At 72.3% G+C, this 24346-nt stretch carries 19 protein-coding genes; 10 read left to right on the top strand and 9 right to left on the bottom strand.

Annotated elements, in window-relative coordinates; genetic code table 11:
* Window positions 1-143: 143 nt before the first annotated feature.
* Window positions 144-365: a hypothetical protein gene (locus ODJ79_RS29710; RefSeq protein ID WP_263026913.1), complete on the bottom strand. Its 222-nt coding sequence runs from the start codon at window positions 363-365 to the stop codon at window positions 144-146.
* A 205-nt stretch (window positions 366-570) separates the two neighbouring features.
* On the opposite strand from ODJ79_RS29710, the gene ODJ79_RS29705 reads away from it, so the two are divergent.
* The gene (locus ODJ79_RS29705; RefSeq protein WP_263026912.1) at window positions 571-945 is read left to right on the top strand and encodes a response regulator transcription factor; all 375 of its coding nucleotides are present in this window, start codon (window positions 571-573) and stop codon (window positions 943-945) included.
* A 59-nt stretch (window positions 946-1004) separates the two neighbouring features.
* Window positions 1005-2441 carry a GGDEF domain-containing protein gene (locus ODJ79_RS29700; protein WP_263026911.1) on the top strand — a complete coding sequence of 479 codons (1437 nt, stop codon included), beginning with the start codon at window positions 1005-1007 and terminating at the stop codon, window positions 2439-2441.
* Between the two features lies 1 nt (window position 2442).
* Here the strand turns inward: ODJ79_RS29700 and ODJ79_RS29695 are convergent, their stop codons facing one another.
* Window positions 2443-3015, bottom strand: a complete 573-nt coding sequence (locus ODJ79_RS29695; RefSeq protein ID WP_263026910.1) for a hypothetical protein — start codon at window positions 3013-3015, stop codon at window positions 2443-2445.
* 66 nt (window positions 3016-3081) lie between these two features.
* Window positions 3082-3483: a hypothetical protein gene (locus tag ODJ79_RS29690; protein ID WP_263026909.1), complete on the bottom strand. Its 402-nt coding sequence runs from the start codon at window positions 3481-3483 to the stop codon at window positions 3082-3084.
* Window positions 3484-3573: 90 nt separating this feature from the next.
* On the opposite strand from ODJ79_RS29690, the gene ODJ79_RS29685 reads away from it, so the two are divergent.
* The 3 genes from ODJ79_RS29685 (at window position 3574) to ODJ79_RS29675 (ending at window position 5809) form a co-directional block, all read left to right on the top strand.
* A complete protein-coding gene (locus ODJ79_RS29685; RefSeq protein WP_263026908.1) occupies window positions 3574-4254 on the top strand; it encodes a transcriptional regulator in 681 nt (226 codons plus the stop codon).
* Window positions 4255-4263: 9 nt separating this feature from the next.
* Window positions 4264-4587 (top strand): TfoX/Sxy family protein, encoded by a 324-nt coding sequence (locus ODJ79_RS29680; RefSeq protein WP_263026907.1) that lies wholly within the window; start codon window positions 4264-4266, stop codon window positions 4585-4587.
* 133 nt (window positions 4588-4720) lie between these two features.
* On the top strand, window positions 4721-5809 hold the full coding sequence (locus ODJ79_RS29675; protein WP_263026906.1) for a hypothetical protein: 1089 nt from the start codon (window positions 4721-4723) through the stop codon (window positions 5807-5809).
* A 35-nt stretch (window positions 5810-5844) separates the two neighbouring features.
* Here ODJ79_RS29675 and ODJ79_RS29670 read toward each other — a convergent pair whose 3' ends face one another.
* Complete coding sequence (locus ODJ79_RS29670) at window positions 5845-6666, bottom strand: alpha/beta fold hydrolase (protein WP_263026905.1); 822 nt, start codon at window positions 6664-6666, stop codon at window positions 5845-5847.
* Between the two features lie 131 nt (window positions 6667-6797).
* Here ODJ79_RS29670 and ODJ79_RS29665 point away from each other — a divergent pair, with 131 nt between their 5' ends.
* Window positions 6798-12134: a diguanylate cyclase gene (locus tag ODJ79_RS29665; protein WP_263026904.1), complete on the top strand. Its 5337-nt coding sequence runs from the start codon at window positions 6798-6800 to the stop codon at window positions 12132-12134.
* A 390-nt stretch (window positions 12135-12524) separates the two neighbouring features.
* Window positions 12525-13202: a hypothetical protein gene (locus tag ODJ79_RS29660; RefSeq protein WP_263026903.1), complete on the top strand. Its 678-nt coding sequence runs from the start codon at window positions 12525-12527 to the stop codon at window positions 13200-13202.
* A 19-nt stretch (window positions 13203-13221) separates the two neighbouring features.
* On the opposite strand, the gene ODJ79_RS29655 is transcribed toward ODJ79_RS29660, so the two are convergent.
* Genes ODJ79_RS29655 through ODJ79_RS29635 form a run of 4 tightly spaced genes read right to left on the bottom strand, consistent with a single transcriptional unit; the run spans window position 13222 to window position 20424 of the window.
* Window positions 13222-15519: a GNAT family N-acetyltransferase gene (locus ODJ79_RS29655; protein WP_263026902.1), complete on the bottom strand. Its 2298-nt coding sequence runs from the start codon at window positions 15517-15519 to the stop codon at window positions 13222-13224.
* Window positions 15516-17720, bottom strand: a complete 2205-nt coding sequence (locus tag ODJ79_RS29650; protein WP_317620714.1) for a GNAT family N-acetyltransferase — start codon at window positions 17718-17720, stop codon at window positions 15516-15518. The genes ODJ79_RS29655 and ODJ79_RS29650 overlap by 4 nt, the downstream gene beginning before the upstream one ends.
* Window positions 17717-18997 (bottom strand): lysine N(6)-hydroxylase/L-ornithine N(5)-oxygenase family protein, encoded by a 1281-nt coding sequence (locus ODJ79_RS29640; RefSeq protein ID WP_263026901.1) that lies wholly within the window; start codon window positions 18995-18997, stop codon window positions 17717-17719. Before ODJ79_RS29640 ends, ODJ79_RS29650 begins: the two co-directional genes overlap by 4 nt.
* Window positions 18997-20424, bottom strand: coding sequence for a pyridoxal phosphate-dependent decarboxylase family protein (locus tag ODJ79_RS29635; RefSeq protein ID WP_263026900.1), 1428 nt, complete (start codon window positions 20422-20424; stop codon window positions 18997-18999). Before ODJ79_RS29635 ends, ODJ79_RS29640 begins: the two co-directional genes overlap by 1 nt.
* Window positions 20425-20696: 272 nt before the next feature.
* Here ODJ79_RS29635 and ODJ79_RS29630 point away from each other — a divergent pair, with 272 nt between their 5' ends.
* Together ODJ79_RS29630 and ODJ79_RS29625 are read left to right on the top strand one after the other, a co-directional pair.
* Window positions 20697-21788 carry a glycoside hydrolase family 16 protein gene (locus ODJ79_RS29630; RefSeq protein ID WP_263026899.1) on the top strand — a complete coding sequence of 364 codons (1092 nt, stop codon included), beginning with the start codon at window positions 20697-20699 and terminating at the stop codon, window positions 21786-21788.
* A 48-nt stretch (window positions 21789-21836) separates the two neighbouring features.
* Window positions 21837-22667 carry a GNAT family N-acetyltransferase gene (locus ODJ79_RS29625; protein ID WP_263026898.1) on the top strand — a complete coding sequence of 277 codons (831 nt, stop codon included), beginning with the start codon at window positions 21837-21839 and terminating at the stop codon, window positions 22665-22667.
* Window positions 22668-22682: 15 nt separating this feature from the next.
* Here the strand turns inward: ODJ79_RS29625 and ODJ79_RS29620 are convergent, their stop codons facing one another.
* Window positions 22683-23684 (bottom strand): NAD(P)H-dependent glycerol-3-phosphate dehydrogenase, encoded by a 1002-nt coding sequence (locus ODJ79_RS29620; protein WP_263026897.1) that lies wholly within the window; start codon window positions 23682-23684, stop codon window positions 22683-22685.
* Between the two features lie 174 nt (window positions 23685-23858).
* Here ODJ79_RS29620 and ODJ79_RS29615 point away from each other — a divergent pair, with 174 nt between their 5' ends.
* On the top strand, window positions 23859-24335 hold the full coding sequence (locus ODJ79_RS29615; protein ID WP_263026896.1) for a YdeI/OmpD-associated family protein: 477 nt from the start codon (window positions 23859-23861) through the stop codon (window positions 24333-24335).
* Window positions 24336-24346: the final 11 nt, after the last annotated feature.

Genomic DNA, 24346 nt, shown 5'->3' with positions numbered 1-24346 from the left:
AGGCGGCCGCGGTGTGGGTTACGCGCGGGGGAGTGTGGCCGCCGGTGAGGCGGGCCACCACATGCTCAATCGCGCGTGCATGCCAGGAGCCTAAGGGGCGGGGCGGCTGCGGCGCCACCCCGCCACGCGCCAGGCTTCATGCTTCAGGAGAAGGCGATCTGGATCGCGGAGCGTGCCCACTGCATCCGGGGCAGGGCGCAGTCGGGGTGCTCGCCGAACTCCTGAGCCACCAGTTCGGCGCAGCGGGCCTCGCCGAGCCGGTCGACCATCGCGCTCACCACCGCGCGGATCAGCTCGGCCGTCGGATGCTGGGAAGACTGCAGGTCCGATACGAAGAGTGCTTCGGTGCGGATGTCGTCGATCATCGCGGTCATCGGATCCTCCAACCGGTGGGTAGTGGCTTCGGTGTGATGCATTCATCAGTGCTGAGAAGCAGGACACCGGGCCGGAGCTGCAACGGCGATGCGGAGAGGTTGCAGCTGGGTTGCCCCGGCATTCGCGGACAGGCCGCGAAAGGCTGAAATAAGGCGATATGGTGCATGGAAGGGTGCTATCGACCGAGGAGTAGCCGTGACCGTGGTGCTGGTCGCCGACGACGACGCCGACATCCGTGACCTGGTGGCGTTCAAGCTCGAGCAGGCCGGGCTCGAGGTGATCGCGGTCGAGGACGGGCAGACGGCCCTCGAACAGGCCCGCGCCCGGTTGCCCACCCTCGCCGTGCTGGACGTCTCGATGCCCGGGCTCTCCGGGATCGAGGTGTGCCGGATGCTGCGCGCCGACCGCGCCACGGCCGGCATGCTGATCATCATGCTCACCGCCCGGGTGCAGGAGCAGGACGTCGAGGGCGGGTTCAGCGCCGGCGCCGACGACTACGTGACCAAACCGTTCAGCCCGCGCGAGCTCGTCTCCCGCATCCAGTCGCTGCTGAGCAGGGCTCGAACCTGAATCTCCTCAACCCGCGTCCGCCCGCGCCGATGTGCAGGCGTTCCGGTGAGGGGAGAGGGATGACCAGGCGGGCGGTGCATGCGGGCTTTCTGCTGACCGCGGCGACGGCCGGCATCGCGTACGCGATCTCGGGTCCGCACCTGCGCCCTCTGATCTACTTGCTGGTCACCCTCGTTCCGATCGCCACGTTCGCCGGGGCACTCGCGACCGGCCATCTGCCCGACCGCCGCCCCTGGATGACCGCGACCGCCGGCCTGGTGCTGCTCACGGTCAGCACGGCGATCTGGTCGGACTGGGTGTCCGGCCACCACTACGGCCGGGCCGAGGGCCGGGCTGCCGACTTCGCGATCGCCGCCGCGCACCTGCTCTTCCTGGCCGGCGCCGGCGGTGTGCTGCGCAAACACGGCGCCAACGACTTCGCGGGGCTGCTCGACGCGGCGCTGTTCGGAGTGTGCGTGGCCGGGCCGGCCTGGGTCTGGCTGATCGCGCCGCGGCTCACCGGGGCGGCCACCCCGCGCGGCGAGATGCTGTTCCTGGCCGACGTCGCCATGCTGGCCGCGGTGCTCGGTTGCCTCGTACGGATCCGGCGGCGGGCCACCCGGGCGCGCGGGCCGATCGCGTACATGATGGTGTGCAGCGCGGCCACGCTCGGCGGGCACGTCAGCGCGGTGCTCACCGGCTCGCACGGCAGTGCGGTGGGCACGGCGGTGCTGCTGATGATCGCGTACCTGGCGATCGCGGCCTCCGCGGCGCACCCGGCCGCGCCGATGATCACGAACCCGGACCGGCCCGGTCGCGAGGTGACCGGGAATCCGCCGCTGCTCTGGATGGGCGCCGCCCTCTGCGCCAACCCGCTGATCGCGGCGATCCAGTTGATGCGCGGCGACGCGACGGCCGCGGTGCTGCTGCCGGTCGGGACCATGCTGGCCGTGCCGCTGGTGCTGTTGCGGCTGCGGCAGATGTCGCTGCTGCGCAGCCGGGCCGAGCGGACCCTGGCCCACTACGCGCACCACGACGAGCTGACCGGCCTGCACAACCGGCGGCACGTGGTGGCCGAGATCGACCGGGCGCTGGCGGCGCTGGAGCGCGGCGAGCTCGACGAGGTGACCGTCCTGCTGCTCGACCTGGACGGGTTCAAGCCGATCAACGACCGGCACGGGCATCAGGCCGGTGACGCGGTGCTGCGTACGGTGGCATCCCGGCTGACCGGCGCGGTCGGTCCGGACGACGTCGTGGGGCGGATCGGCGGCGACGAGTTCCTGGTGCTGCGTTGCTCCGGCGGTCCCGGCGACCTGCCGTCCCGGGCCGCCGAGGTGGTGGGCCTGCCGATCGAGATGGGTGCGACCTCGGTACGGGTGGGGGTGTCGGCGGGCGCGGCGAGCGTACGCCGTGGTTCCGGGCTCGACCGGGACGCGCTGATCGGCCGGGCCGACGCGGCGATGTACGAACAGAAGGCCGCCCACCGCACCGCCGATCGGGAGCCCGCGCTGAACTGACTCAGGCCGGTCCGCCGGTGGCGGGCTCGGCGTGCGTCGCCTCGGTCAGTTCCCGCTCGCGCTCGCGGTCCCGTTCGCGCCGGCGCAGGCGCAGAGTTTGCAGCCAGGTGACCTCGGCGGCGAGCCCCGCGTCGGCCAGTTCGGCCCGGGCCGCCTCCGCGGTGAGCGCAGCGTCGGGCGGCCCCGGGCCGGCTCGCAGGCGGGTCAGCTCGATCTGCGCCAGGCAGACCGACAGGACCATCTCGAAGGTGGCCCGGTCGGTCGCCTCGATCGCCAGCAACACCCGGGTGCGCACGTCCTCGGCGCTGAAGTCGGCCGGCATCCGCAGCATCCACATGCGCTGCCGCCGGCTGCCCTCCTCGGTCGGCTCCCAGTGTCGTTGCCGCGGGTGCGCGGGCGAGGCCGCCGAGCGCACCAGCCCGAGCCGTTCCTGCCGGGTCAGCGTCCAGGTCACCCGGGCGATGTCGACGCTCTGATCGGACCCGAAGGTGGCGGCGTGCCGCCGCTGGATGTCATGAGCCGTGCCGCCACGGTCGGCCAGCAACACCAGCAGCACGTCCCCGAGCGCCGTCACGACCCCTCCCACTCCTACAAGATGTAGAAGCTAGTGGACGGACGGCGGCCCGCGCCATCGGCGTCGCTACCGGTTCGGTGTGGCCAACCGGTTGAGAGCGAGCGCCGCGACCAACAGTCCGAAGTCGCGCAGGGCCACGTCGTAGTAGTTGCCGAGGATCAGCAGGTTGGTGATGATGCCGGCCAGCCACAGGGCGACCACCGCCGCGCCGATCCGCGGGTGCACGGCGACCAGGATGCCGGCCATGATCTCGAGGACGCCGACGACGTACATGAACTGCTGTGCCGTACCGGGGATCAGCTTGTCGACCCAGGGCGCGAGGTATCCCGGCCAGTCGGTCAGCAGGTTGGCGAACTTGTCCAGTCCGAACAGGATCGGCGCCACCGTGAAGACCGTGCGCAGCAGCATGAACGCCTGCTGGGCCGGGGTGGCGGTGCGGATCGCGGCGAGCCGCGTGTCGGTGGCCATCAGCTTTCTCCGTCCTTCTAAAAACCCATTTTCCGTACGTTAGAAAGCCGGCTCTCTAAAGTCAAGATGTTCGTGCTTTACACTCGCTCCATGGCCCCTCGCTCGTTCCCGGACCGTGTCGCCGCCCTGGCCGCCCTCGACGATCCGGTGCGCAAGGCGGTGTTCGACCTGGTCGCGGCCTCGGGCGAACCGGTCGGGCGGGACGCGGCGGCCGAGGCGCTCGGCGTCAGCCGCCGGATCGCCGCCCTGCACCTCGACCGGCTGGCCGAGCAGGGGCTGCTGGAGTTCGAGTTCCGCCGGCCGCCCGGGCGCGGCGGGCCGGGCGCGGGCCGGCCGGCCAAGCTCTACCGCCGGGCCGACGACGAGGTGGCGGTGTCGGTGCCGGAGCGGCACTACGACGTGGTGGGCGACCTGCTGGCCACGGCGGTGTCCGACTCGATCGCGACCGGCGCCGAGGTGCGCGAGGTGCTGAGCCGGACCGCATACGACGCGGGCCACGCGATCGGCGCCGCGGCGGGCGACCTGGGATCGGCGCTGGCGACGGCCGGGTACGAGCCGGGCGGCGACGACGCCGGGGCGGTGTACCTGCGCAACTGCCCGTTCCACCGGCTCGCCCGGCGGCACACCGAGCTGGTCTGCGGTGTGAATCTCGAGCTGCTGCGCGGCGTCGCGGACGGGGCCGGCGAGACCGGGATGCGGGCGGTGCTCGATCCGCGGCCGGGGCGCTGCTGCGTACGGCTGCTTCCGGAAAATGTCGGAGGGTCGCAGTAGCGTGCCGCCATGACGGTGGAGGAGCGGTTCGAGCGGTTGGTCGACGAGCTCGTCGGGATCGAGGGCGTCAGCCCGCCGTCGCCCGGGCGTGGGTTCGGGTCGTCGGCGCTGAAATATCGCGGCAAGATCTTTGCGATGCTGGTTCGCGGCCATTTGGTGGTAAAGCTGTCGAAGGCCCGGGTTGCCGAGTTGGTCGCGGCGGGGGAGGGGCGCCATTTCGATGCGAACAAGGGCACCCCGATGAAGGAGTGGTTCACGCTGGACGAGCCGGCCGATCTTTCCTGGTCGGCGCTGGCGCGGGAGGCACTCGAGCATGCCGGGGAAGGAAGATGAACGTCTAAGTTGAATGCTCACGAAGGTGGAGTCATTTAGGTGATTGTCAATTCAAAAGATCGTTGAACTCGCGCGAGTTCCCGGTCCGTAATCCGTGGCGCCAAGGAGTTCCCCGAAGGAGGGGTTTGACGCCATGAAGAGGAAGTACCGCCGGGGCGGTCCCCCGCGTACGGGGCGGAAGATGTCCGGCAAGGCCGTGCTGATCTCGGCGACCGTCGGCGTGCTCGCGGCCGGCACGGGCATCAGCCTGGCGGCGACCCAGGGCGGCGGCAACTCGTCGGTCACCTGCATCGTGGTCCAGGACGCGGCCGCGGCGGCAGACGCGAACTCGGCGCTGTCCGACGTCTTCCCGGTCGGCACCGCGCTGCACCTGACCAGCGCCGGCCGGGCGGTCGACGTGACGGTCAGCGGCCCGATCACCGCGGCGGCGGCCACCACGGCGCCGGCCACCGACCCGGCGACCAGCGCGCCGGCGACCAGCGCGCCGGCGACCGGTGACCCGTCGGCGGGCGCGCCCGCCACCGGTGACCCGTCGGCCGGCGCCACGGCGACGGCCAACCCGACCGGCTCCGCCTCGGCGGGCGGGGGCAAGGGCACCAAGCACCGTCGCCACCACCGGCCGGCCAAGAGCCCAGCGGCAGGCACCGGCGCGGCAGGCAGCGGCGCGACGGGCAGCGGCTCGGCGGCAGGCAAGGGCTCGGCGGCGGGCAGCGGCTCGGCGGCAGGCGGGGCCGGCGCGACCGCGTCCACCAACCCCGCGGCGTCCGTGGCCCGGGTCAACGTCAAGGCCGCGGCCAACAACGGCGTCGACGCCAACTCGGTGTGCGTCAAGATTTCCAAGAACGCGTTCAACACGCTGGGCAACGTCGCCGACGGCAACAACGTCGGCGCCTTCATCGCCACCATGACCCCGTCCGCCGGCAACGGCGGTGCGGCCAACAACGGTGGTGCGGCGAACAACGGTGGTGCGGCGAACAACGGCGGTGCGGCGAACAACGGCGGTGCGGCCAACAACGGCGGTGCGGCCAACAACGGCGGTGCGGCGAACAACGGTGGCGCGGCGAACAACGGTGGTGGGGCCAACAACGGTGGTGGGGCCAACAACGGTGGTGCGGCCAACAACGGTGGCGCTGCGAATGGTGGCGCCGCCGCGAGCCCGTCGGCGTCCGCCTCCAAGGCGGCCGGCAACGGCGGCCGCAGGCACCGCAACGGCCAGGGCTGAGAGCGGTCAGCCGAGGCGGCGTGCCGGATCAGCCGTCACGCCGCCTCGGCAGCCGGCGCTGACTCGTCGGCGCGGAAGGCGGCGACCGCCGGCTTGGCCATGACGGGCGCGGGCGCGATCGCCGGCTCGGTTTGGGCCAGGAAGGTGAGCACCTCGTCGGCGAACTCGGCCGGGGCGAGGCTGTGCACTCGGTGGCCGACCGGGATCGTGGCGAGCCGGGCGTTCGGGATCGCGGCCGTCACCTCGGCCAGCCGGTGCGGCGGGATGCAGCTGGCCGGCCCGCCGGACAGGATCAGGGTCGGCTGCGAGACCTCGCCGAGCCGTGCCCACCACGCCGGGTCCGGGCGGGACAGCTGGCGCAGCAGCGACGCGACCGCTCGTAACTGATAGTCACACCCGCTGCCGAGAATGCCCGCCACCGCGCCGAGCGCCTGCACCGGGTTGATCCGGGTGGTCGAACCGGGCGCCTTCGGCGGCGCCGCCAGGTCCTCCAGGACCAGCCGGCCGATCAGCTCCGGTGCCTCCAGCGCGGCGGCCAGCGCCGCGTACCCGCCGACCGAGTGCCCGATCAGGACGGTGTCCCGCAGCCGCAGCGCCTCGATCAGGCCCAGGACGTCGTCGCGGATGCTCGCCAGCGCGTACCCCCTGGTCCGGGCGCTGGTCGCGTGCCCGCGCAGGTCGATCGCGATCGTCCGGCGACCGCGCAGCCGGGCGGCAAACCGGTCCCAGGTGCCCGCGCTGCTGCCGCTGCCGTGCAGCAGCACCACCGGGGTGCCATCGGGGTCGCCGGCCTCTCGGCAGCCGAGCCGGACACCGTTAACCTCGACGGTGCCGACCGCCGACCACACATACGTCACCCTCGCTGTTTACCAGAAGTTCGGTCGACGACCGGTCAATATGCACGTCGTAGTAACCAGTGACACGGTCCGCACCAACGGCCGGTGGCATCACCCAGGAACGCGGCGTAGCTTCCGATTAGCCCGCGTGAATGGGAAAGGACACGTTGACCGCGATCTTCGGTACCACGCCGGGGTCCCTCTCCGACCTGGAGGTGATCTCGCAGCTCGGGCGCGGGGCCGACACCGTCGTCTACCGGGTCCGCCGGCGCGGCGCGGAGTACACGCTCAAGGTCCTGACCTCGGCGGATGCGGCGTCCCTGACCGCCGTACGCCGGGAGGCCGCCCTCCTCGGCTCGGTCGGTCACCCGCTGCTCCCGCGGATCTTCGAGGTCGGCCTGACCACCAACGGGCCGTACCTGATCCTCGAGTACATCGACGGTCACCCGCTGTCACAGACCCTGCGCCACGGCCGGCTGGACGAGCCGACCGTGGTCCGGATGGCCATCGACCTCGCCGAGCCGCTCGCCGCGGCGCACCGGTCCGGCCTGGTGCACCGGGATGTCAAACCGGACAACGTGATCGTCGAGCCGACCGGCGTCGGCCGTTTGATCGACTTTGGACTCGCGGCGCGCGGCGGGGCGCACGACGACCGGGTCGCCGGGACGCTGCTGTACAGCGCGCCCGAGCAGACCGGCATGCTCAAGCGCCCGATCGACGGCCGCTCCGACCTCTACGCGCTGGGTGTCCTGCTGTACGAGTGCATCACCGGCCAGGTTCCGTATTCCTCGCAGGACGCGGGCGAGCTGATCCGGCTGCACGCCACCGCTCCGATCCCCGACCCGCGGGCGCTCGCGCCGGAGCTGTCCGGCACGATGGCCGCGATCGTCACGACGCTGCTGGCCAAGGACCCGGACGACCGGTACCAGAGCGGCGAGAACCTGCTCGGCGACCTGCGCCGGCTGGCCGAGCGGCCGGGCGCCGTCTTCCCGGTGGACTCCGGCCGGCGCGGCGCCCAGCCGACCGGCGAGGCGCGCCTGGTCGGCCGGGACGACGAGGTGATCACCCTCGCGCACCGCTGGCTGCGGGCCCGCGACGGCGGCGGCGGCGCGGTGATCGTCGAGGGCCCGGCCGGTGCGGGCAAGACCCGGCTGGTCCAGGAGCTGACCAATGCGGTCGCCTCGGACGGTGACCTCATCCTGTTCGGCAAGTGCGTCGCGGACGACCCGGTACCGCTGGCGCCCCTGCGCGGCGCGGTCGAGCGGCACCTGAGCTGGGTCAACCGGTTGCCGGCCGGCGAGCGCGACGTCGCCGTCGAGCGGGTCCGCCGGGCCGCCGGTCGCGGCGGATCGCTGCTGCGCGCGCTCTCCCCGGTGCTGGCCGACCTGGTGCAGGCACCGGCGATCGGCGAGCAGAACCGGCACGAGCAGTTCGTCAACGCGGTCGCGGCGTTCCTGATCGGGATGGCCGACGAGTACCAGGGCGCCGTCCTGCACATCGACGACGTGCAGTGGCTGGACGAGCCGACCCGGCGGGTGCTGCAGCGGGTGACCAGCCGGCTGCCGGTCACCCCGCTGCTGGTCATCGCCACCAGCCGGGACGACGTGGGCAGCACCGCCGCGCTCGACCGGTTCAGCGGCGACATGGACGCCACGCTGGACACCCGGATCCCGCTCGGCTCGCTCGAGCAGGAGTCGGTGGAGCAGCTCGTCCGCGAGCATCTGGGCGCCATCGGGCTGCCCGACGAGCACATCGCGGAGCTGGCGGCCCGGGCCGGCGGCAACCCGTTCACGATCGGCGAGTACGTCCGGGCGGTCCTCGACGCCGGCCTGGTGACCCCCTCGTGGGGTGGCTGGCACCTGGACCGGGCCGGGCTGGACCGGCTCGAGCTGTCCGGCGACGCGGTCGACCTGGTGCTGCAGCGCATCGACGGCCTTGGCGAGGACAGCCGCCGGCTGCTGGCCGCCGGAGCCGCGGGCGGCCGGTGGTTCCCGTCCGAACTGGTCGCGGCGGTCTCCGACATCGACCCGCGCCGAGCCCGCATGCTGCTCGCCGAGGCGGAGTCGCGCCGGCTGGTCACCGCCACCGGGACCGACGGGTACCGCTTCCTGCACGACCGGATCCGGGAGGCGCTGCTGGTCGGCCTGGACGCGGCCGCCCTGCGCAGCCTGCACCAACGCATCGCGGAGGTGCTGGACGCGGCGGCGCCCGGCGACCCCCGTTACGTGTACGCGGTCGCCCGGCACTACGCGCGCGGCGAGACCCGCCGGCGCCCGCAGCGGGTGTACTTCAGCGGCTTCGCGGCCGGCCGGCTGGCCCTGGCCGAGCACGCCCCGGCCGAGGCCCGCGAGTTCCTCGAGGTGGCGGCGCGGGCGGCGGCCGACGCCGGCGTCACGCCGCCGGTCGACTTCTTCCTCGCGCTCGGCATGAGCTGCGGCCGCTCCGGCCGGTTCGAGGAGGCGCACCAGCACCTCGACCAAGCGCTGCGCGCGGAGCCCGACCGGCTCGGCCGGGCCGGCATCCTCGCCCAGGCGGCGATGGTCCACAACAGCGCATGGAATCCGGACCAGGCCTTCAAGGCGGTCCGCCGCGGTCTCGCCGAGCTGGGCCGGCCGCTGCCGCGGAGCGGGCTGGCCCTCTGCTTTACCACCCTATGGTCGGTGCTGCTCGGACTCTTCGTGGGGGCCACCAAGATCGGCTTCGGCGGAGCTCGCGGCCGCGACCGTGAGCGCTTCCGGCTGGAGGCGGTTCTCTCCGACGTCGGCACCCTGGCACTGTCCATGCGGATGCGCCGGTCGATGCGCGCCATCATGAGCCTTCGCGTGCTGTACCCGATCAACCGGCTCGGGCCGGGCCGGGAGTACGCCCAGCACATGGCCGGCCTCGGGGTGATCGCCGACGTGGCCGGTCGGCGGAAGTTGGCGGCCGGCCTCTACGACCGGGCCGCCGAGGTCGCGGCCGGCATCGGCGACCCGGAGCTGGTCAGCTTCGTCGAGTGGAAACGCGGCGCGGGCGCCTACATGGGCGGCCACGACGAGCAGACGAAGGTCTGGAGCCAGGCGCTGATCGAGCACGAGCGCTGGTTCGAGCTGGGCGACTACCTGACCGGTGTGTCCACCGTCTGCATGCAGTACTTCAAGCGCGGCTGCACCGCCGAGGCCGAGGAGTGGTACCGCCGCGGCCGGGCCCGGCTCGGGCAGGCGGAGGCCGAGGGCGCGGCGATCGGCGCGGTCGCCGCCGTCATCGCCGCGCTGCGCGGCCACGCCGACGAGGCGGAGGCCCGGATCGAGGCGCTGCGCCGGTTCCTGCGGGCCAACCCCGACAACCCCTTGCAACGGATCAACCTGTACGGGGCGCGGATGATCGCCCTGGTCGAGCGGGGCCGGATCGACGAGCCGTTCGAGCAGCTGACCACCGAGTTCGCGGCGCTCGGGCTGAAACCGAAGACGATGGTCCCCGAGCAGCGCGTCTACTACGTCTTCGAGGCGTTCGGCCGGCTCGCGCGCCTGCGGGCCGCGACCGCAGAGCGCCGCTCGGCCGAGCTTGCCGCCGCGACCGGAGAGCGCCGCTCGGCCGAGCGGGCCGCCGCCGAGGCCGCCGTGGCCGGGCTCGGGAAGGTGGCCGACACCAGGGTGCTGCGCGGCTTCCATCTGGTTGCCCGGGCCGACCTGGAGGTCCTCACCGGCCGGCCGGCCGACGCGCAGCGCACCCTGGCCGGGGTCGAGGCCGAGCTGGTCTCGCTGGACGCGCCGCTGATCGCGTACGAGGCGGCCCGGGTCCGCGCCCGCGCGCTGGCCGCCCTCGACCAGGCGACGGCGGCCGTGCAACAGGCCAAGCTCGCCCAGATGATCGCGGTCGAGCAGGAGTGGCCGCATCGGATCCGCTGGATCGCCGACGAGTTCCGGGTGGGCCGGCACGCCTCCACCCAGGCCGGCGAGATCACCATCTCCAGTGCCGGCGCCGGCGGCCAGGGCTCGCCCGGCGCCGACCTCGGTCGCTACCAGCGGCGGCTGGAGGCGCTGCAGCAGGTCAGCCTCGCGTCGGCGACCGTGCTCGACCCGAGCGCGCTGGCCCGGGTGGCGCTCGACGAGACGCTGCGGATCCTGGGCGCCGAGCGGGCGTACCTCTTCTTCTTAGATCTTGAACGGCGGGAACTGGTCCCGCACGTCGGGCGAGACGCGCAGGGCAACGACATCCACGAGCTCACCGGCTACAGCACCACGCTGGTCGACCGGGTGCGGCACTCCGGCGAGCCGCTGGTGGTGACCGGCAGCGAGGAGGGCGTGGCGCTCGGCTCGCACAGCGTCCAGGTGCACGGCCTGCGCAGCATCATGATCGCCCCGCTGCGCTTCAACAACCAGCTGCGCGGCGTGGTCTATCTGGACAGCCGGATCGCCAAGGGCGTCTTCACCGGCGACGACGTCGACATCCTCAAGGCGATCACCAATCACGTCGCGGTGTCCCTGGAGACCGCCCGCGCCGCCCAGCTGGAGGTCGCGGTGCAGGCCGCCCGGCGCCAGCGGGACGTGGCCGAGACGCTGCGCGCCGCGATGGCCGACCAGAGCTCGTCGCTCGACCCGGACGAGGTGATGCGCCGCCTGCTGGCCAGCCTGATCCGTACCCTTGGCGGCGACACGGCCGTGCTGCTCAGCCGGGTCGGCACGCACGGGCTGGTGGTCGCCGCGGCGCAGGGCGCCACCGCCCCGGTGGGCACCCCGCTGCCGTCGGTGCCCGCCGACCTTCTCGATCTGGCCGGCGGCCCGCGCGCCCGCTCGGTGTTCCCGGGTGACCGGCCACCGTTCGGCGGCCTGCTCGGCACCCCGCGCCTGTGGTGGGCCACCCAGGTCGCCCAGCGCGGCGGCCCGTTCGGCATCCTGCTGGTCGGCGCGACCGGCGAGGGCGTGATGACCGAGGCACAGATCCAGATGGCCGCCGCGATCGCCGGGCAGGGCATGACGGCGTACGAGAACGCCATGCTCTTCAGCCAGGTGCGCCGGATGGCCACCGTGGACGGCCTGACCGGCCTGTACAACCGCAACCACTTCTTCGGCGAGGCCGAGCGCCGGGTGGCCACGGCGCGCGAGCAGGGCCGCCCGGTCGCCGCCATCATGGTCGACATCGACCACTTCAAGCGCATCAACGACACCTACGGCCACCCGGTCGGCGACGAGGTGATCCGGGTCGTGGCCCAGCGGCTGCGCGCCACGCTGGGCGACGGCGACGTCCTGGGCCGGTACGGCGGCGAGGAGTTCGCCGTGGTCACCCCGCAGACCACCGTGCCGGCCGCGGACCTGGCCGGTCGACTGCACCTGGCCGTCTCCAGCCACGTGATCCCCACCGAGGCCGGACCGCTGCCGGTCACCATCAGCGTCGGCCTGGCCTGCACCGACGGCCCGCCGCAAGACCTGCAGCGGCTGCTGGCGCGCGCCGACGCCGCCCTCTACCAGGCCAAACAGACCGGCCGGGATCGCGTCTGCGTCGCACCCTGAACCGTGGCCGCCGCAACCGGGTTGCGGTGCCCGGTGTAGATCATCAAACTGGCGGCCGTGCCATCGAATCCGGTCGACGGCGAGCCCCCCGCCGAGGGCCTGCCATCCTTCCCCGCGCCCATTCCACCGGGGTCCGCGCCCATGCCGCCGGTGCCTACTCCCTGGCCGGCGGGGTCCACGCCAGCGCCGCCGGGGTCCACTTCCGCGCCGCCGGGGTCCACGCCCGCGCCGGCGGGGTCCACGCCCGCGCCGCCGGCTTGGACGCCACCGCCCGGCTATCCGGCGCCGGGTCCGGGTGCGCCGTGGCAGGCGGCCCCGGGCTGGCCACCGTACGGACCGCCGCCCCCGCCGCGCCGGTCGAACCGGGCGGTCTGGATCATCGCCTCGGCCGTGGCGTTTCTCCTGCTCGCCTGCCTCGGGCTCGGCGCCGTCGGCTATGTCGCGAGCCGCCACGCGAAGGACTCGGCGGCGACCGGAGAACCGGCGGCGACCGGAGAGCCGGCGGCGACCGGAGAGCCGGCGGCGACCGGAGATCCGGCCGCACCGCCCTCCGCGGAGCCGAGCGCCTCGCCGATCCCCGCGCACACCGGCAGCCTGGCGCGGTACCTCGTCCCGGTGCCGCCGGGTGCCCGTAAGTGGCAGAACAAGCCCTCCGAACAGGAGCTGCCCGACCTCGACACGGCGAGCGACAACCTGCCCGCGTTCAAGGCGGTCCTCGGCCGGTACCTGTTCCAGCGGGGCTACGCCCACCGGTGGATCGACAGCAAGGGCACGATCGTCGACGTCCGCCTGTTCCAGTTCCTGGGCGCCGAGAACGCCGCCGACTTCGCGCAGATCATGGGGGAGTCGGGCGTACTGGTCGGGTGGAGCGACCCCAAGCCGGTGCCGGGCGCCGACGGGGCGGTCATGCAGATCCAGGCCGAGCCGGACAAGTACGGGCGCATTCGGTCGAAGGGCGTGGTGGTCGGCGGCGACCTGGTCGCGATGATCGACTTTTACGCGCTGCCGCCGAACGACCCCAAGCGCCTCGAAACGCTGCTGACCCAGGAATCCCGGCTGCTGCACTGACACGCGCCGCCGGGCGTGACTAGGAGCGGGTCAGGAACCCCAGACGGGCCCGCTTGTGCCCGAGGTCGATCTCCGATCCGAGCTCGAAGCCGTGCCGCTGGAACCGGCTGATCGCCTTCTCGTTGCGGATGTCGGGCTCGGCGACCAGCCGGAGGTGGGCCGGGTCCTCGAACGCGTACCGGATCAGGGCCGGGATGGCGACCGTGCTCAGGTGCGGCAGGACCAGGTCGCCACCGTCGAGCATGAGGTGGATGCCGAAGTCGCCCGGCCGTACGTCGTAACACTCGGCGATCGGGTCGTGGGCCGGCTCGTACGTCTGGAAGATGCCGATCGGCGCCTCGTCGATCCGGATCAGGAACGCGTGGTGGGTCGGCAGGCCGTCGACGAACTCGTAGATCTCCCGCACCTGGTCGACCGTGTGGTCGCCCATGCCCCAGAACCGGTTGCGCGGCCGGATCACCCAGCCGTGCACCAGGGAAGCGTGGGCCGCCGGGTCGAGCGGGACCAGGGTCAGCTCGCCCAGGCCGGGCAGTTTCTCGGCGTACACAATCATGGTTTGCTCCTCGAAGACGGGGATCAGCGAGCCGGCCGACCAGTGCGGCAACTGGTCGAGGAAGTGCGCGGAGCCGGGCGAGCCGGAGGCGCCGAACGGCACGATCCAGCGGCTGCGCCGGCGGTCGGTGAGGTCCCAGACGTAGCGGGCGACCGGGCCGCGCCAGCACTCGTCGCTGACGCCGGGGATGCTCGCCGTGCACAGCACCGAATCGGTCGAGCCGGACAGTTCGACGCGCGGAACCGAGGCGGTCAGGCCGGGCAGCACGATCGGATGCAGCCGGTGCCGGGCGCCCCACCGCGACGCCGGCCCCGGCTCCGGCACCAGGTCGGACGGGTCCAGCCCGAGCCCGGCCAGCACGCCGTCGACGGACAGCCCGATTCGGACGCGCGGGTCGGTCCAGGGCGCGAACAGCGGGTCGTGGCGGGAAGGCGAGAACAGCGGCGCGAGTGCCGGCAGCTCGCACAGGGCACGCGCCAGCGCACTCTGGCGCCCGGAGGAGAGAGTGTCGGCGGGCATCGCCGTGTCCATCTGGATGCGCTCCGGCGAGGCGCCGGAGTCCAGCAGCTCGCGGATCCGCCGGGCCCGGCCCGGTGGCGAGAAGTCGACGCCGTGCGGTGCGGTGTCGGGGCGCCGGTCGTTGGCGTTGACGGCGCTGGTCACCTCGGTGCGGGCCATCGGCGCCCAGCCGTCCCGCCACGCGTGCCGGGACTTCCAGGCCGGGACCGGCACGCGCCGGTTGCGGTCGTCGCGGACCGGCACCCGGCCGGCCGCCAGCTGCAGCACCCGGCCGGTGGAGTCGGCGACCAGGACGCTGTTGACCGGCTCGACCCAGCCGGCCAGGGCGTCGGCCACGTCGTCGGCGGTCTTCGCGCGCAGCAGCGGCAACAGAGCGCCGAAGCCCAGATCGGAGGCGGCGCGCGCGGGGGTGCGCAGGCTCAGGTTGCCGTCGATGATCGGGCCCCGGGCGGTCTCGACGATCTCCACGACCACCGGGGCAGCACCGCGTACCGGGATGGTTTCCGAGGACCGGAAGGCAGGCTCCCAGCCGGAGGGACCCAGGGCTTCGACGCCGGTCTCGGTCCGCCGCAGCTGTTCGCGGTAGAGGTCCTGGTAGTCGGCCATCGCGTTGGTGACCGCCCAGGCCACCCCGCCGGCGTGCCCGAAGTGCTGCACGCCGGGCACGCCCGGGAAGGTCAGCCCGGCCACGTCGAACTCCGGGCACTCCAGCCGGATCTGCTGGTAGACCCCGGGCAGTTCGAGCAGCCGGTGCGGGTCGCCGGCGATCAGGCCGGGCACCGCCCAGGCGTTGCTGCCCGAGGCGGACGGCCCCTCGATCGCGAACCAGTCGCAGGCGGACGGGCCGAGCGTGCGCTCGACGTGCGCGCGCCACATCTTGGTCGGGAACGTGCCGAACAGGATGTGCTGCACCTGGAAGACGCCGAGCGACGACCACGGCTGCCACTCGACGCCGCCGGCCCGGACTCCTTCGGTGTACGCCCGCAGCCAGCTCTTCGTCCCGGTGTCGAGCGTGTCGAAGCAGCGCCGGGCGGTGTCGTCGAGCCGGACCCGCCGAGCAAAACGATCCCATGGCAGCTCGGGGGGACCGGCGATCTCAGCCAGCAGCCCCTCGGAGCGGCGCCGTTCAACCTCGATCTGCTGCCCACGGTCCTCGGCGGTCACCCGCCCCTGCAGGTAGGCCAGCTCGTCGACCGAGCCGGCCCGCAGGTGCGGGATCCCGTACGCGTCCCGTCGCACGCTCATGGGGTGCGGGCGATCGGGTTGTCCAGCTCACCGGCGAAGATGAGCGAGCCGGCCTGGTCGGTGAGGTCCACCATCTGCAGCGTGTTGCGCAGCTGCAGCCGGTTCAGGCAGGAGTGCCGGAAGGTGGGCCGGACGAGGTCGAGCCGCCCGGCCAGGGACGGGTGGTCCTCGGCGTGCCCGCGCACGCAGTCGCCCACCAGCCCCCAAAATTCCCGCGACGGCAGCACCCCGTCGATGTCGAGGATCCCGGCGAGGTGCCGCAGGAACCCGTCGAACACGTCGGTGAACAGCGCGAGCTCCTTGATCTCGTCGGTGACGTCGATCCGGATCCGCTCCACCTCGGGCGGCAGCGGCTGGTCGTTCATCACCGCCACCTCCTCGCCGATGTCCTTCATGAACACCCGGCGTGGCACGTGGTCCGCCAGCACGAGGATCAGGTTCTCGCCGTGCGGCATGAACGCCAGGTCGTGCGCCAGCAGGCAGTGGACGATCGGCCGCAGATACGCGCGCAGGTAGGCGGCGACCCACTCGGCCGGCGCCACCCTGGACGCCTTGATCAGGGCGGTGACCAGCGCGTCCCCGTGCCGGTCCCGGTGCAGCAGGCTGGCCATGGTGGCCAGTCGCTCACCCGGGGCGAGCCTGGGCACCGGGCTTTCGCGCCAAAGAGCGGCGAGCATTTTCGTGTACGCCGAGGGCGTCCCGCCCCGGTGGTACGCGTCCCCGGTGTACCCGATCGACGCCAGCTCCCGCAGCACCCCGAAGCCGCAGTCCCGCAGCTCGTCGTCGCCCTCGACCAGTCCGGCCACCCACTCGTTGATCGGCGGCGTGGCCCGCATGTACCTGGGCGACAACCCGCGCAGGAACCCCATGTTCTGCACGGCGATCGCGGTCTTCACATAGTGCCGCGTCGGCCGGTCCACGTTGAAGAAGGTCCGGATCGACTGCTGCGCCCGGTACCGGTCCGGACCCTCGCCGAGCGGCACGATCGCCCGCCGGGCCACGTCCGGCGCGAAGGTGACGGCGATCTTGTGCTCCCACTGCCACGGGTGCACCGGCAGATATCGGTAGTCGGCCGGGTCCAGCCCCAGGTCCCGCAACCGCCGCTCGAACCGGTCGAGCGTCTCGGCGCCCAGCTCGGCCAGATAGTGATCCACTTCCGGCTGGGACGACACGAAGAGGCTTTCGCTGCGCAAAAGAGCCACCCACCGCAGCCGCACCGGCCGACCGGCCTCCGGTGCGTACGTCTCGTGGTCGCGCAGCCCGAAGCCGATCCGCCCGTTGTTGGCGACGAAGCCGGGGTGGCCCTCGGTCATCGCCGCCTCGATCGTCGGGAAGTCGGCGTGCACCAGCTCCTCGGCGGTCTCCCGCCGGTGGTGGTGCTTCCAGGCGGTGCCGGCCAGCGTCGCCGAGATCTCCTCGAGGTACGTGCCGAGCAGCTTCTCCGGGATGCCGAGGGACTCCCGCATCCCGGTGATCAGGTCCAGCGCGTCCAGCGGGCCGCGCAGCGAGTCCGGGTCGACCACCCAGTGCTCCATCGCGAACCGCCGGGCCCGGAACGTGATCTCCCCGAACCGGAAGCCGTCGCCCTCCTCCCGGAACGAGATCAATCGCTCGTGGCGGAACTCGGCGAGGGCCTTGGCGATCAGCCTGCGGTGCGCGTACTCGATCGCGGCCGGGTTCAGGTGCGGCGTGCTCATCTCGTACCCGCCGCGGGTGCAGAAGCTGAGCCGGGCCACCTTGCCGGCCAGCCGGATCTGCCGCTCCTCGACGAAGCCCACCTCGGCGTTCTTCCGGGCGATCGCCGCGTTGCGCACGTCCGGCTCGACCACCACCCGCTCGATCCGCGGGTCGGCGAAGCAGAAGTCCAGCACCGCGCGCATCACCGCCGAGGTCACCCCGGACCGCGGCGTGGTGGGCGGCGCGACCAGCACGTGCATGCCGAGATCCCCGGGCTGCACCGGATAGTGCTCGGCCAGGTCGCTGTGTGCGGGGTCGTAGGTTTCGGCCAGGAACAGGGGAGTGCCATCGATGTCGCGACCGAGCCACGCGTGGTGATGCGGGTTGGCGGCGATTCGGGCGTACTCCTCCCGTACCCGGGAAGGGGTTGCTCCTTGCAGGCCCCAGAAATGCGAGCGCGGGTGGGTCACCCACGCGTGCAGCCGGTCCAGGTCGCGATCAAGATCCAGCGGTACGAGTCTCATGAGGTCACCAGGGCCCGGGAAAGGTCGGCGGTCGGCGCGCCGAACTGCTGGAACGCGATCCGGTCCTCGATCGGGTAGACCTCGCGACCGGTAAGCGCCTTGATGATCACTGAGTTGCGGTAGGCGCCCATACCCAGGTCGGGGGCGGTCAGGCTGTGCGTGTGCTCCTCCGCGTTCTGCACGAAGATCTCGGTGCCTTGGTGATCGACGGAGTAGTCGACGGCGACGTCGAAGCGCCCGCGTTCGTCCCACCGGATCCGGTCGCGCACCGGGTCGAGGAAGGCCGGCACCCGCGGCGCGTACCCGGTGGCCAGCACCAGGCCCTGGGTGGTGGCGGTGAACGAGCGGCCCTGTTCGGCGTGGTGCAGCGCCAGCGTGTACTTCTCTTCGTCCCAGATCACCCCTTCCAGCTCGGCGCCGGTCAAGAGGGTGGTCGGCACCGGACCGGCCAGGCTCTTGGTGTAGAGCGTCTCGTAGATGGCGTCGACCAGGTTGCCGCTGATTCCCTTGTAGAGGTTGCGCTGCTCGCGGCCGAGCCGGTCGCGGGTGCGCAGCGGCAGGCCGTGGTGGTACCGGATGTACTCCGGCGAGGTCATCTCCAGGGTCAGCTTGGTGTACTCCATCGGGAAGAACCGCGGCGACCGGGTCAGCCAGGACAGGTGGTACCCGTACGTCTCGATCTCGCCGAGCAGGTCGTGGTAGATCTCCGCGGCGCTCTGCCCGCTGCCCACCACGGTGATCGAGTCGAGGGCCTGCAGCCGCCGCTTGTTCGGCAGATAGTCGGCGCTGTGCACGTAGGGCCCCTGGTCCACCACCGCCGGAACCCGGGGCGAAGTGCCAATTCCCAACACCAGCTTGCGTACGCGGAAAGTCTCGCCCGGTGTGTGCACCTCGTAGTGGTCGCCGTCGTGGGTGATCGTCTCCACCCGGGCACCCCACCGGATGGCGGGCAGTTGGGCCGCGACCCACTTGCAGTACGCGTTGTACTCGGCGCGCAGCGGATAGAAGCTCTCCCGGATGTAGAACGGATACAGCCGGCCGGCCTGCTTGAGGTAGTTGAGGAAGGAGAAGCGCGAGGTCGGGTCGGCCATCGTGACCAGGTCGGCGAGGAACGGGACCTGGATCGTCACACCGTCGAGCATCAGCCCCGGATGCCAGTCGAAGCCGGCGCGCTGCTCGAGGAAGACACCGTCCAGGCCGGGCAGGTCGGCGGTGAGCGCGGCGAGCCCGAGGTTGAACGGGCCGACGCCGATCGCGGCGAAGTCGTGCGTACGCATCAGGCCAGCACCGCCGCATTTGCCACGGGATCTTTTGTCGCGGGGCCGGTCATGTCCCGGCCGATCTCCCGGATCAGGTCCAGCACGTCGCGCAGGTCGTCCATCGTGGTGTTCGGGTTGAGCAGGGTGAACTTCAGCCAGTAGTGGCCGCCGATCTTCGTACCCGCCACGATCGCCCGGCCGCCGTGGAACAGCCGCTGCCGCAGCCGGGGCATCAGCTCGTCGCAGTCGGTCACGCTCAGCCCGGCCGGTCGGAAACGGAACAGCAGCGTGCTCAGCGTCGGCGCGGTCAGCGCCTCGAAATCCGGGTCGTCGAGCAGGTGGAGGTAGGCCTCGTGGGCCCGGTCGACCACCGCGTCGAACATCTCGCCGATCCGGTCCGAGCCCAGCGTGCGCAGCGTCATCCAGAGCTTGAGCGCGTCCAGCCGCCGGGTGGTCTGCAGGCTCTTGTCCACCTGGTTGGGCACGGTCGCGGTGCGCGGATTCAGGTAGTCGGCGTGCACCGCGATCCGGCGCAGCGTCTCGCCCCGGCGTACCACGATCGCGCTGGAGCTGACCGGCTGGAAGAAGCTCTTGTGGAAGTCCACGGTCACCGAGTCGGCCCGCTCGATGCCGTCGAGCAGGTGCCGGCGGCGCCGCGAGGCCAGCAGGCCACAGCCGTACGCGGCGTCGACGTGCAGCCAGACGTTGTGCCGTTCGCAGACGTCGGCGATGGCGTCGATCGGGTCGATCCGGCCGAGGTCGGTGGTGCCGGCGGTGGCGACGACGGCCATCGGGACGCCGCCCGCCTCCTCGATGGCGGCGGCCAGCGCGACCGGATCCATCCGCCCGTCGCCGTCGGTCGCGACGCCGACCACCGCGTCGCGCGCCAGGCCGAGGATGCCGGCCGACTTGCCGACGCTGAAGTGGCTCTCGGCGGTCGCGAAGATCTTTCCCCCGCGCGTCTCCTCCCTGGCCAGCAGGAGCGCCTGGAGGTTGGACTGGGTGCCGCCGCTGGTGAAGACGCCGTCCGCGCCCGGGCCGAAGCCGATCCGGCCGGCCGTCCAGTCGATCAGGCGCTGCTCGATCAGCGTGCCCGCCGTGCTCTGATCCCAGGTGTCCACCGACGAGTTGACCGCGGCGATCAGCACCTCGGCGCTGAGCGCGGGGATGGCCACCGGGCAGTTCAGGTGGGCCACGTAGGTCGGCTCGTGGAACCAGACGGCGTTGTCCAGGTACAGCCGGGCGACCTCGTGCAGCGCCGCCCCGGTGTCGCCCAGCGGGCGGTCCAGGTCCACGGCGTCGACCTGGTCCCGCAGGTCCGCGACGGACGCGCCGGAATACGGCTGCCGCACCGCCTTGACCCGGTCGGCGAGCAGCGCCGACGCGTGCCAGACCGCGGACGTGTACGCGTCCAGAGTGGACCCCGAGAACAGATGCGGGGACACGGATCCCTCCAAGGCCGCCTCCTAAGGTTAGCCTCACCTAACTGACAGCAGGCTAGCGGGTCGGCCCGCGGAGCGGAACCCGGGTTCGTGGATCTTCTGCTTAAGACCCTGCTAAGCAGCGGGAAAGCGGTCCCACGAAGAGCCGTAACGGTTTTCTCCGGCGCGGTGCAGATCTTGGAAAAACGGTCGGGAAGGTTGCCGTTCTTGCCGCAACGGTGGCTAGCTTTGCCCGGCCATCGACGTTTTGCCCGGCCATCGACGCGAGGAGAGACATGGACGAGCCCAGCCCGCCCGGTACGGGTGGGCGGCATGCCGCGCCGGTCTCCCGCGCGGCGATCGTCGGGGCCGCCGCCGCGGTGGTCGTCCTCCTCGGTGCGGTCGCCGCGTTCGCGGTCAGCCGGAGCGACGACGGCTCGCCGGTCGCCGCTCCGGCGCCGCGTGTCACCGTGAGCGGGTCCGCGCGTGCGGCCGCTTCGCACTCATCCGCGGCCAAGCCCGCCACCACAACCTCGAAGTCCCCGGCGGCCCGCGCGAAACCGGCGACCACCACGAAGCCGGGCGGGTTCGCGACCACGTTCTACGACTCGTTCGACGGCGCGGCCGGGACCGGGCTGAACCGGTCGAGGTACCGGTACGACACCGGGCCGGGCAGCAAGTTCGGCACCGGCGAGATCGAGACGATGACCGACAGCACCAGGAACGTCTTCCACGACGGGCAGGGTCACCTGGTGCTGCGGGCGCTGCACAGCGGCTCCGACCCGGGCAGCGGCTGGACGTCCGGTCGCTTCGAGACCGAGTCGGCGTCGTTCGGCGCGGCCAAGGGCGGCGTGGTGCGGATGGAGGCGTCCATCCGGCAGCCCGACGTCACCCGGTCCAACGGCGCCGGGTACTGGCCGGCGTTCTGGATGCTCGGCAACGGCCTGCGCGCCGGCGGCACCTGGCCGGCGATCGGCGAGGTGGACATCCTCGAGGACGTCAACGGACGCTCGTCGGTCTTCGGCACCCTGCACTGCGGCGTCAACCCCGGCGGCCCGTGCGGCGAGTCGTCCGGCCTCGGCAGCGGCGAGCAGGCGTGCGGCGGCTGCCGGACCGGCTTCCACACGTACGCCGTGGAGATCGACCGTTCCGTGTCGCCGGAGCAGATCCGCTGGTACCTGGACGGCCGCAACTACTTCACGCTGAGGCAGACCCGGGTGGACGCCACCACCTGGAGCAGGGCCGTCGACCATGGGTTCTTCATCATCTTCGACCTGGCGATGGGCGGCGGCTTCCCGGCCGCGTTCGGCGGCGGCCCGAACGGGGACACCGTCTCCGGCGGCGAGATGAAAATCGACTACCTGGCGGTCTACGCCAAGGCAGGCTGAACCTCCCGGGCGTTTTCGAAATCCGCTTGACCCGCGTGATGGGGTGGCATGGTGGTCGAACTCAGTACCGGGCTGTCCACGGCGGCCCTCGACGCCATCGCGGATCTGGAACGCCGGGTGGTCGCCGCCGACGGCGGCCGGCTGAAATTGGAGTGGGGCTCGCTGCGTAACCGCTCCGGGCAGGACGTCGAGGACGTCCTCTGGTGGGACGGCGAGCGGTTGCTCGGCTTCCTGGGCATCTATGCGCACAGCGCGCCCACCCTCGAACTGGCCGGCATGGTCGACCCCGCCGCGCGGCGGCGGGGGATCGGCACCGCGCTGCTGGATGCCGGGCAGCAGCTGTGCCGGCAGCGCGAGCACGACTCGGTGCTGCTGATCGTGCCCCGGCCCTCGGCCGCGGGCCGATCGCTCGCGCTGCGGCGGGGCGGCAGCCTCGAGCACAGCGAGCACGCCCTCGAGCTGCTCGGCGAACCGGCCGAGGTGCCCGCCGACCCCGGCATCACCGTGCGCGCCGCGGCACCCGCCGACCAGCCGGCCGTACTCGAGATCCTGCGCCGGGGATTCGACTGGGAGCCACCCGAGGCCGCCGGCAGCGGCCCGCACACGCTCGTGGTCGAACGCGACGGCCGGTTGATCGGCACCGCCCGGCTGCACCCCGAGGGCGACCGAGCCGGCATCTATGGCTTCGCGATCCACCCCGACCACCAGGGCCGCGGCATCGGGCGCGACGTGCTGCACCGGCTGTGCCGCACGGCCCGCGCCGACGGCGCCACCACGGTCCACCTGGAAGTGGAGACCGACAACGACCGCGCCCTGCACCTCTACACGTCGATCGGCTTCCGCCCGGTGATCACCGAGGACTACTACGCCCTGCCGTGACGGCTCCCGCCTTCGTCACCCCGGTTCGGACTCGTGCCCGGCCGGGTGGCTGCGCAGCAGGCCGGCGTAGGCCCGCTGGGCGGTGATCTCGCCGATGATGACCCGGTGGATCGTCCGGGTGATGGGCATCGCCAACCCATGATGGTCGGCCAGCCGCACGGCGGCGTGCACGGTCTTGACGCCCTCGGCGACCTGCCCCATCTCGGCGAGGATGTCCTCCAGGCTCCGCCCGCGGCCGAGCTGCTCGCCGACGTGCCGGTTGCGGCTGTGCGGGCTGATGCACGTCGCCACCAGGTCACCCATCCCGGCCAGCCCGGCGAGCGTGTTCGGCTCGCCGCCCATGGCCACCGCGAGCGTGGTCAGCTCGGCAAGCCCGCGGGAGATCACCCCGGCCCGGGTGTTGTCACCGACGCCCAGGCCCTGGGCGATGCCGGTAGCGATCGCCACCACGTTCTTCAGCGCCCCACCGACCTCGCAGCCGATCACATCGTGGTTGGTGTACACGCGTAGCAGGCCGCGGCGGAACACCCGCTGGATCTCGGCGGCGACGGTGAGATCCTCCGTTGCGATCACCGTGGCCGCCGCCATGCCCGACATGATCTCCTTGGCGATATTGGGACCGGTGAGCGCGGCGGCCGGGTGCCCCGGAAGCACCTCTTTGATCACTTCGGTCATCCGCAGCAGGGAATCGCGCTCCAGGCCCTTGCTCAGGCTCACCACCGGGATCCAGGGATGCAGCTCCGGCCGGACCTGCTCCAGGGTGTCGCGGAAGGCGCCGGTCGGCACGCCGACGACGAGCAACTCCGCGTGGGCCGCCGCCTCGGCGAGATCCGCGGTGGCCCGAAGCCGGGCCGGAAGCTGAAAGCCCTGGAGATAACGCTCGTTGCTGTGCTTGGCGTTGATCTCGTCCGCCGCGGCGGGGCTGCGCGCCCAGATCAGCGACTCGTGATCCCGGCGGGTGAGCACGGACGCGACCGTGGTACCCCAAGAGCCCGCACCCAGCACGGCGATCCGCATGGTTCCCCCTTACCCGGCGCGCACCCCTGGACGGGCGGCTTCTGGATGCGAATTGAGAATAGGCTGCCATCCCGGCCCGGTAAGCGTTCGACAGCGACTTTCGCCCATGTGGACCGACATCCGGCATCATCGGCCGTCGCCGCGTCGCGCGTCTCCGGTGGGTAGTCTGACCCGATGGCAGGGATCAGCCGTCAGTTCACCGCCACGGTGATCGCCGCGCCCCGCGGTCAGGTCCTGGTTCCCGTGCCCTTCGACCCGGACGCCGCCTGGGGACGCAAGAATCGTCATCTGGTGGGCGGCACGGTCAACGGTGTGCGGGTGCGCGGCGCGGTCACCACCGCCGCGGACGGCCACGCCCTCACCCTCGGCCCGGCCTGGTTGCGTGACTGCGGCCTGGCCCCCGGCGACAGCGTCACCGTCGAGATCACGCCGGAGGGTCCGCAACGCGCCGACCTGTCCGACGACATCGCCGCGGCCCTGGCGGCGAGCCCCGAGGCCGGCGCCTTCTTCGACTCCCTCGCGCAGTTCTACCGCCGCGCCTACCTGCGCTGGATCGACGCCACCAAACGCCGGCCCGACCAACGCCCGGTCCGCATCGCCGAGATGATCCGTCTGCTGGAAACCGGGCAGAAGCAGCGCCCGCGTACCTAGGCGATACTGCA

The organism is Actinoplanes sp. KI2, assembly GCF_025630775.1.
In the GTDB taxonomy this organism is placed as follows: domain Bacteria; phylum Actinomycetota; class Actinomycetes; order Mycobacteriales; family Micromonosporaceae; genus Actinoplanes.
This window is presented reverse-complemented; position numbering and strand designations above follow the sequence as displayed.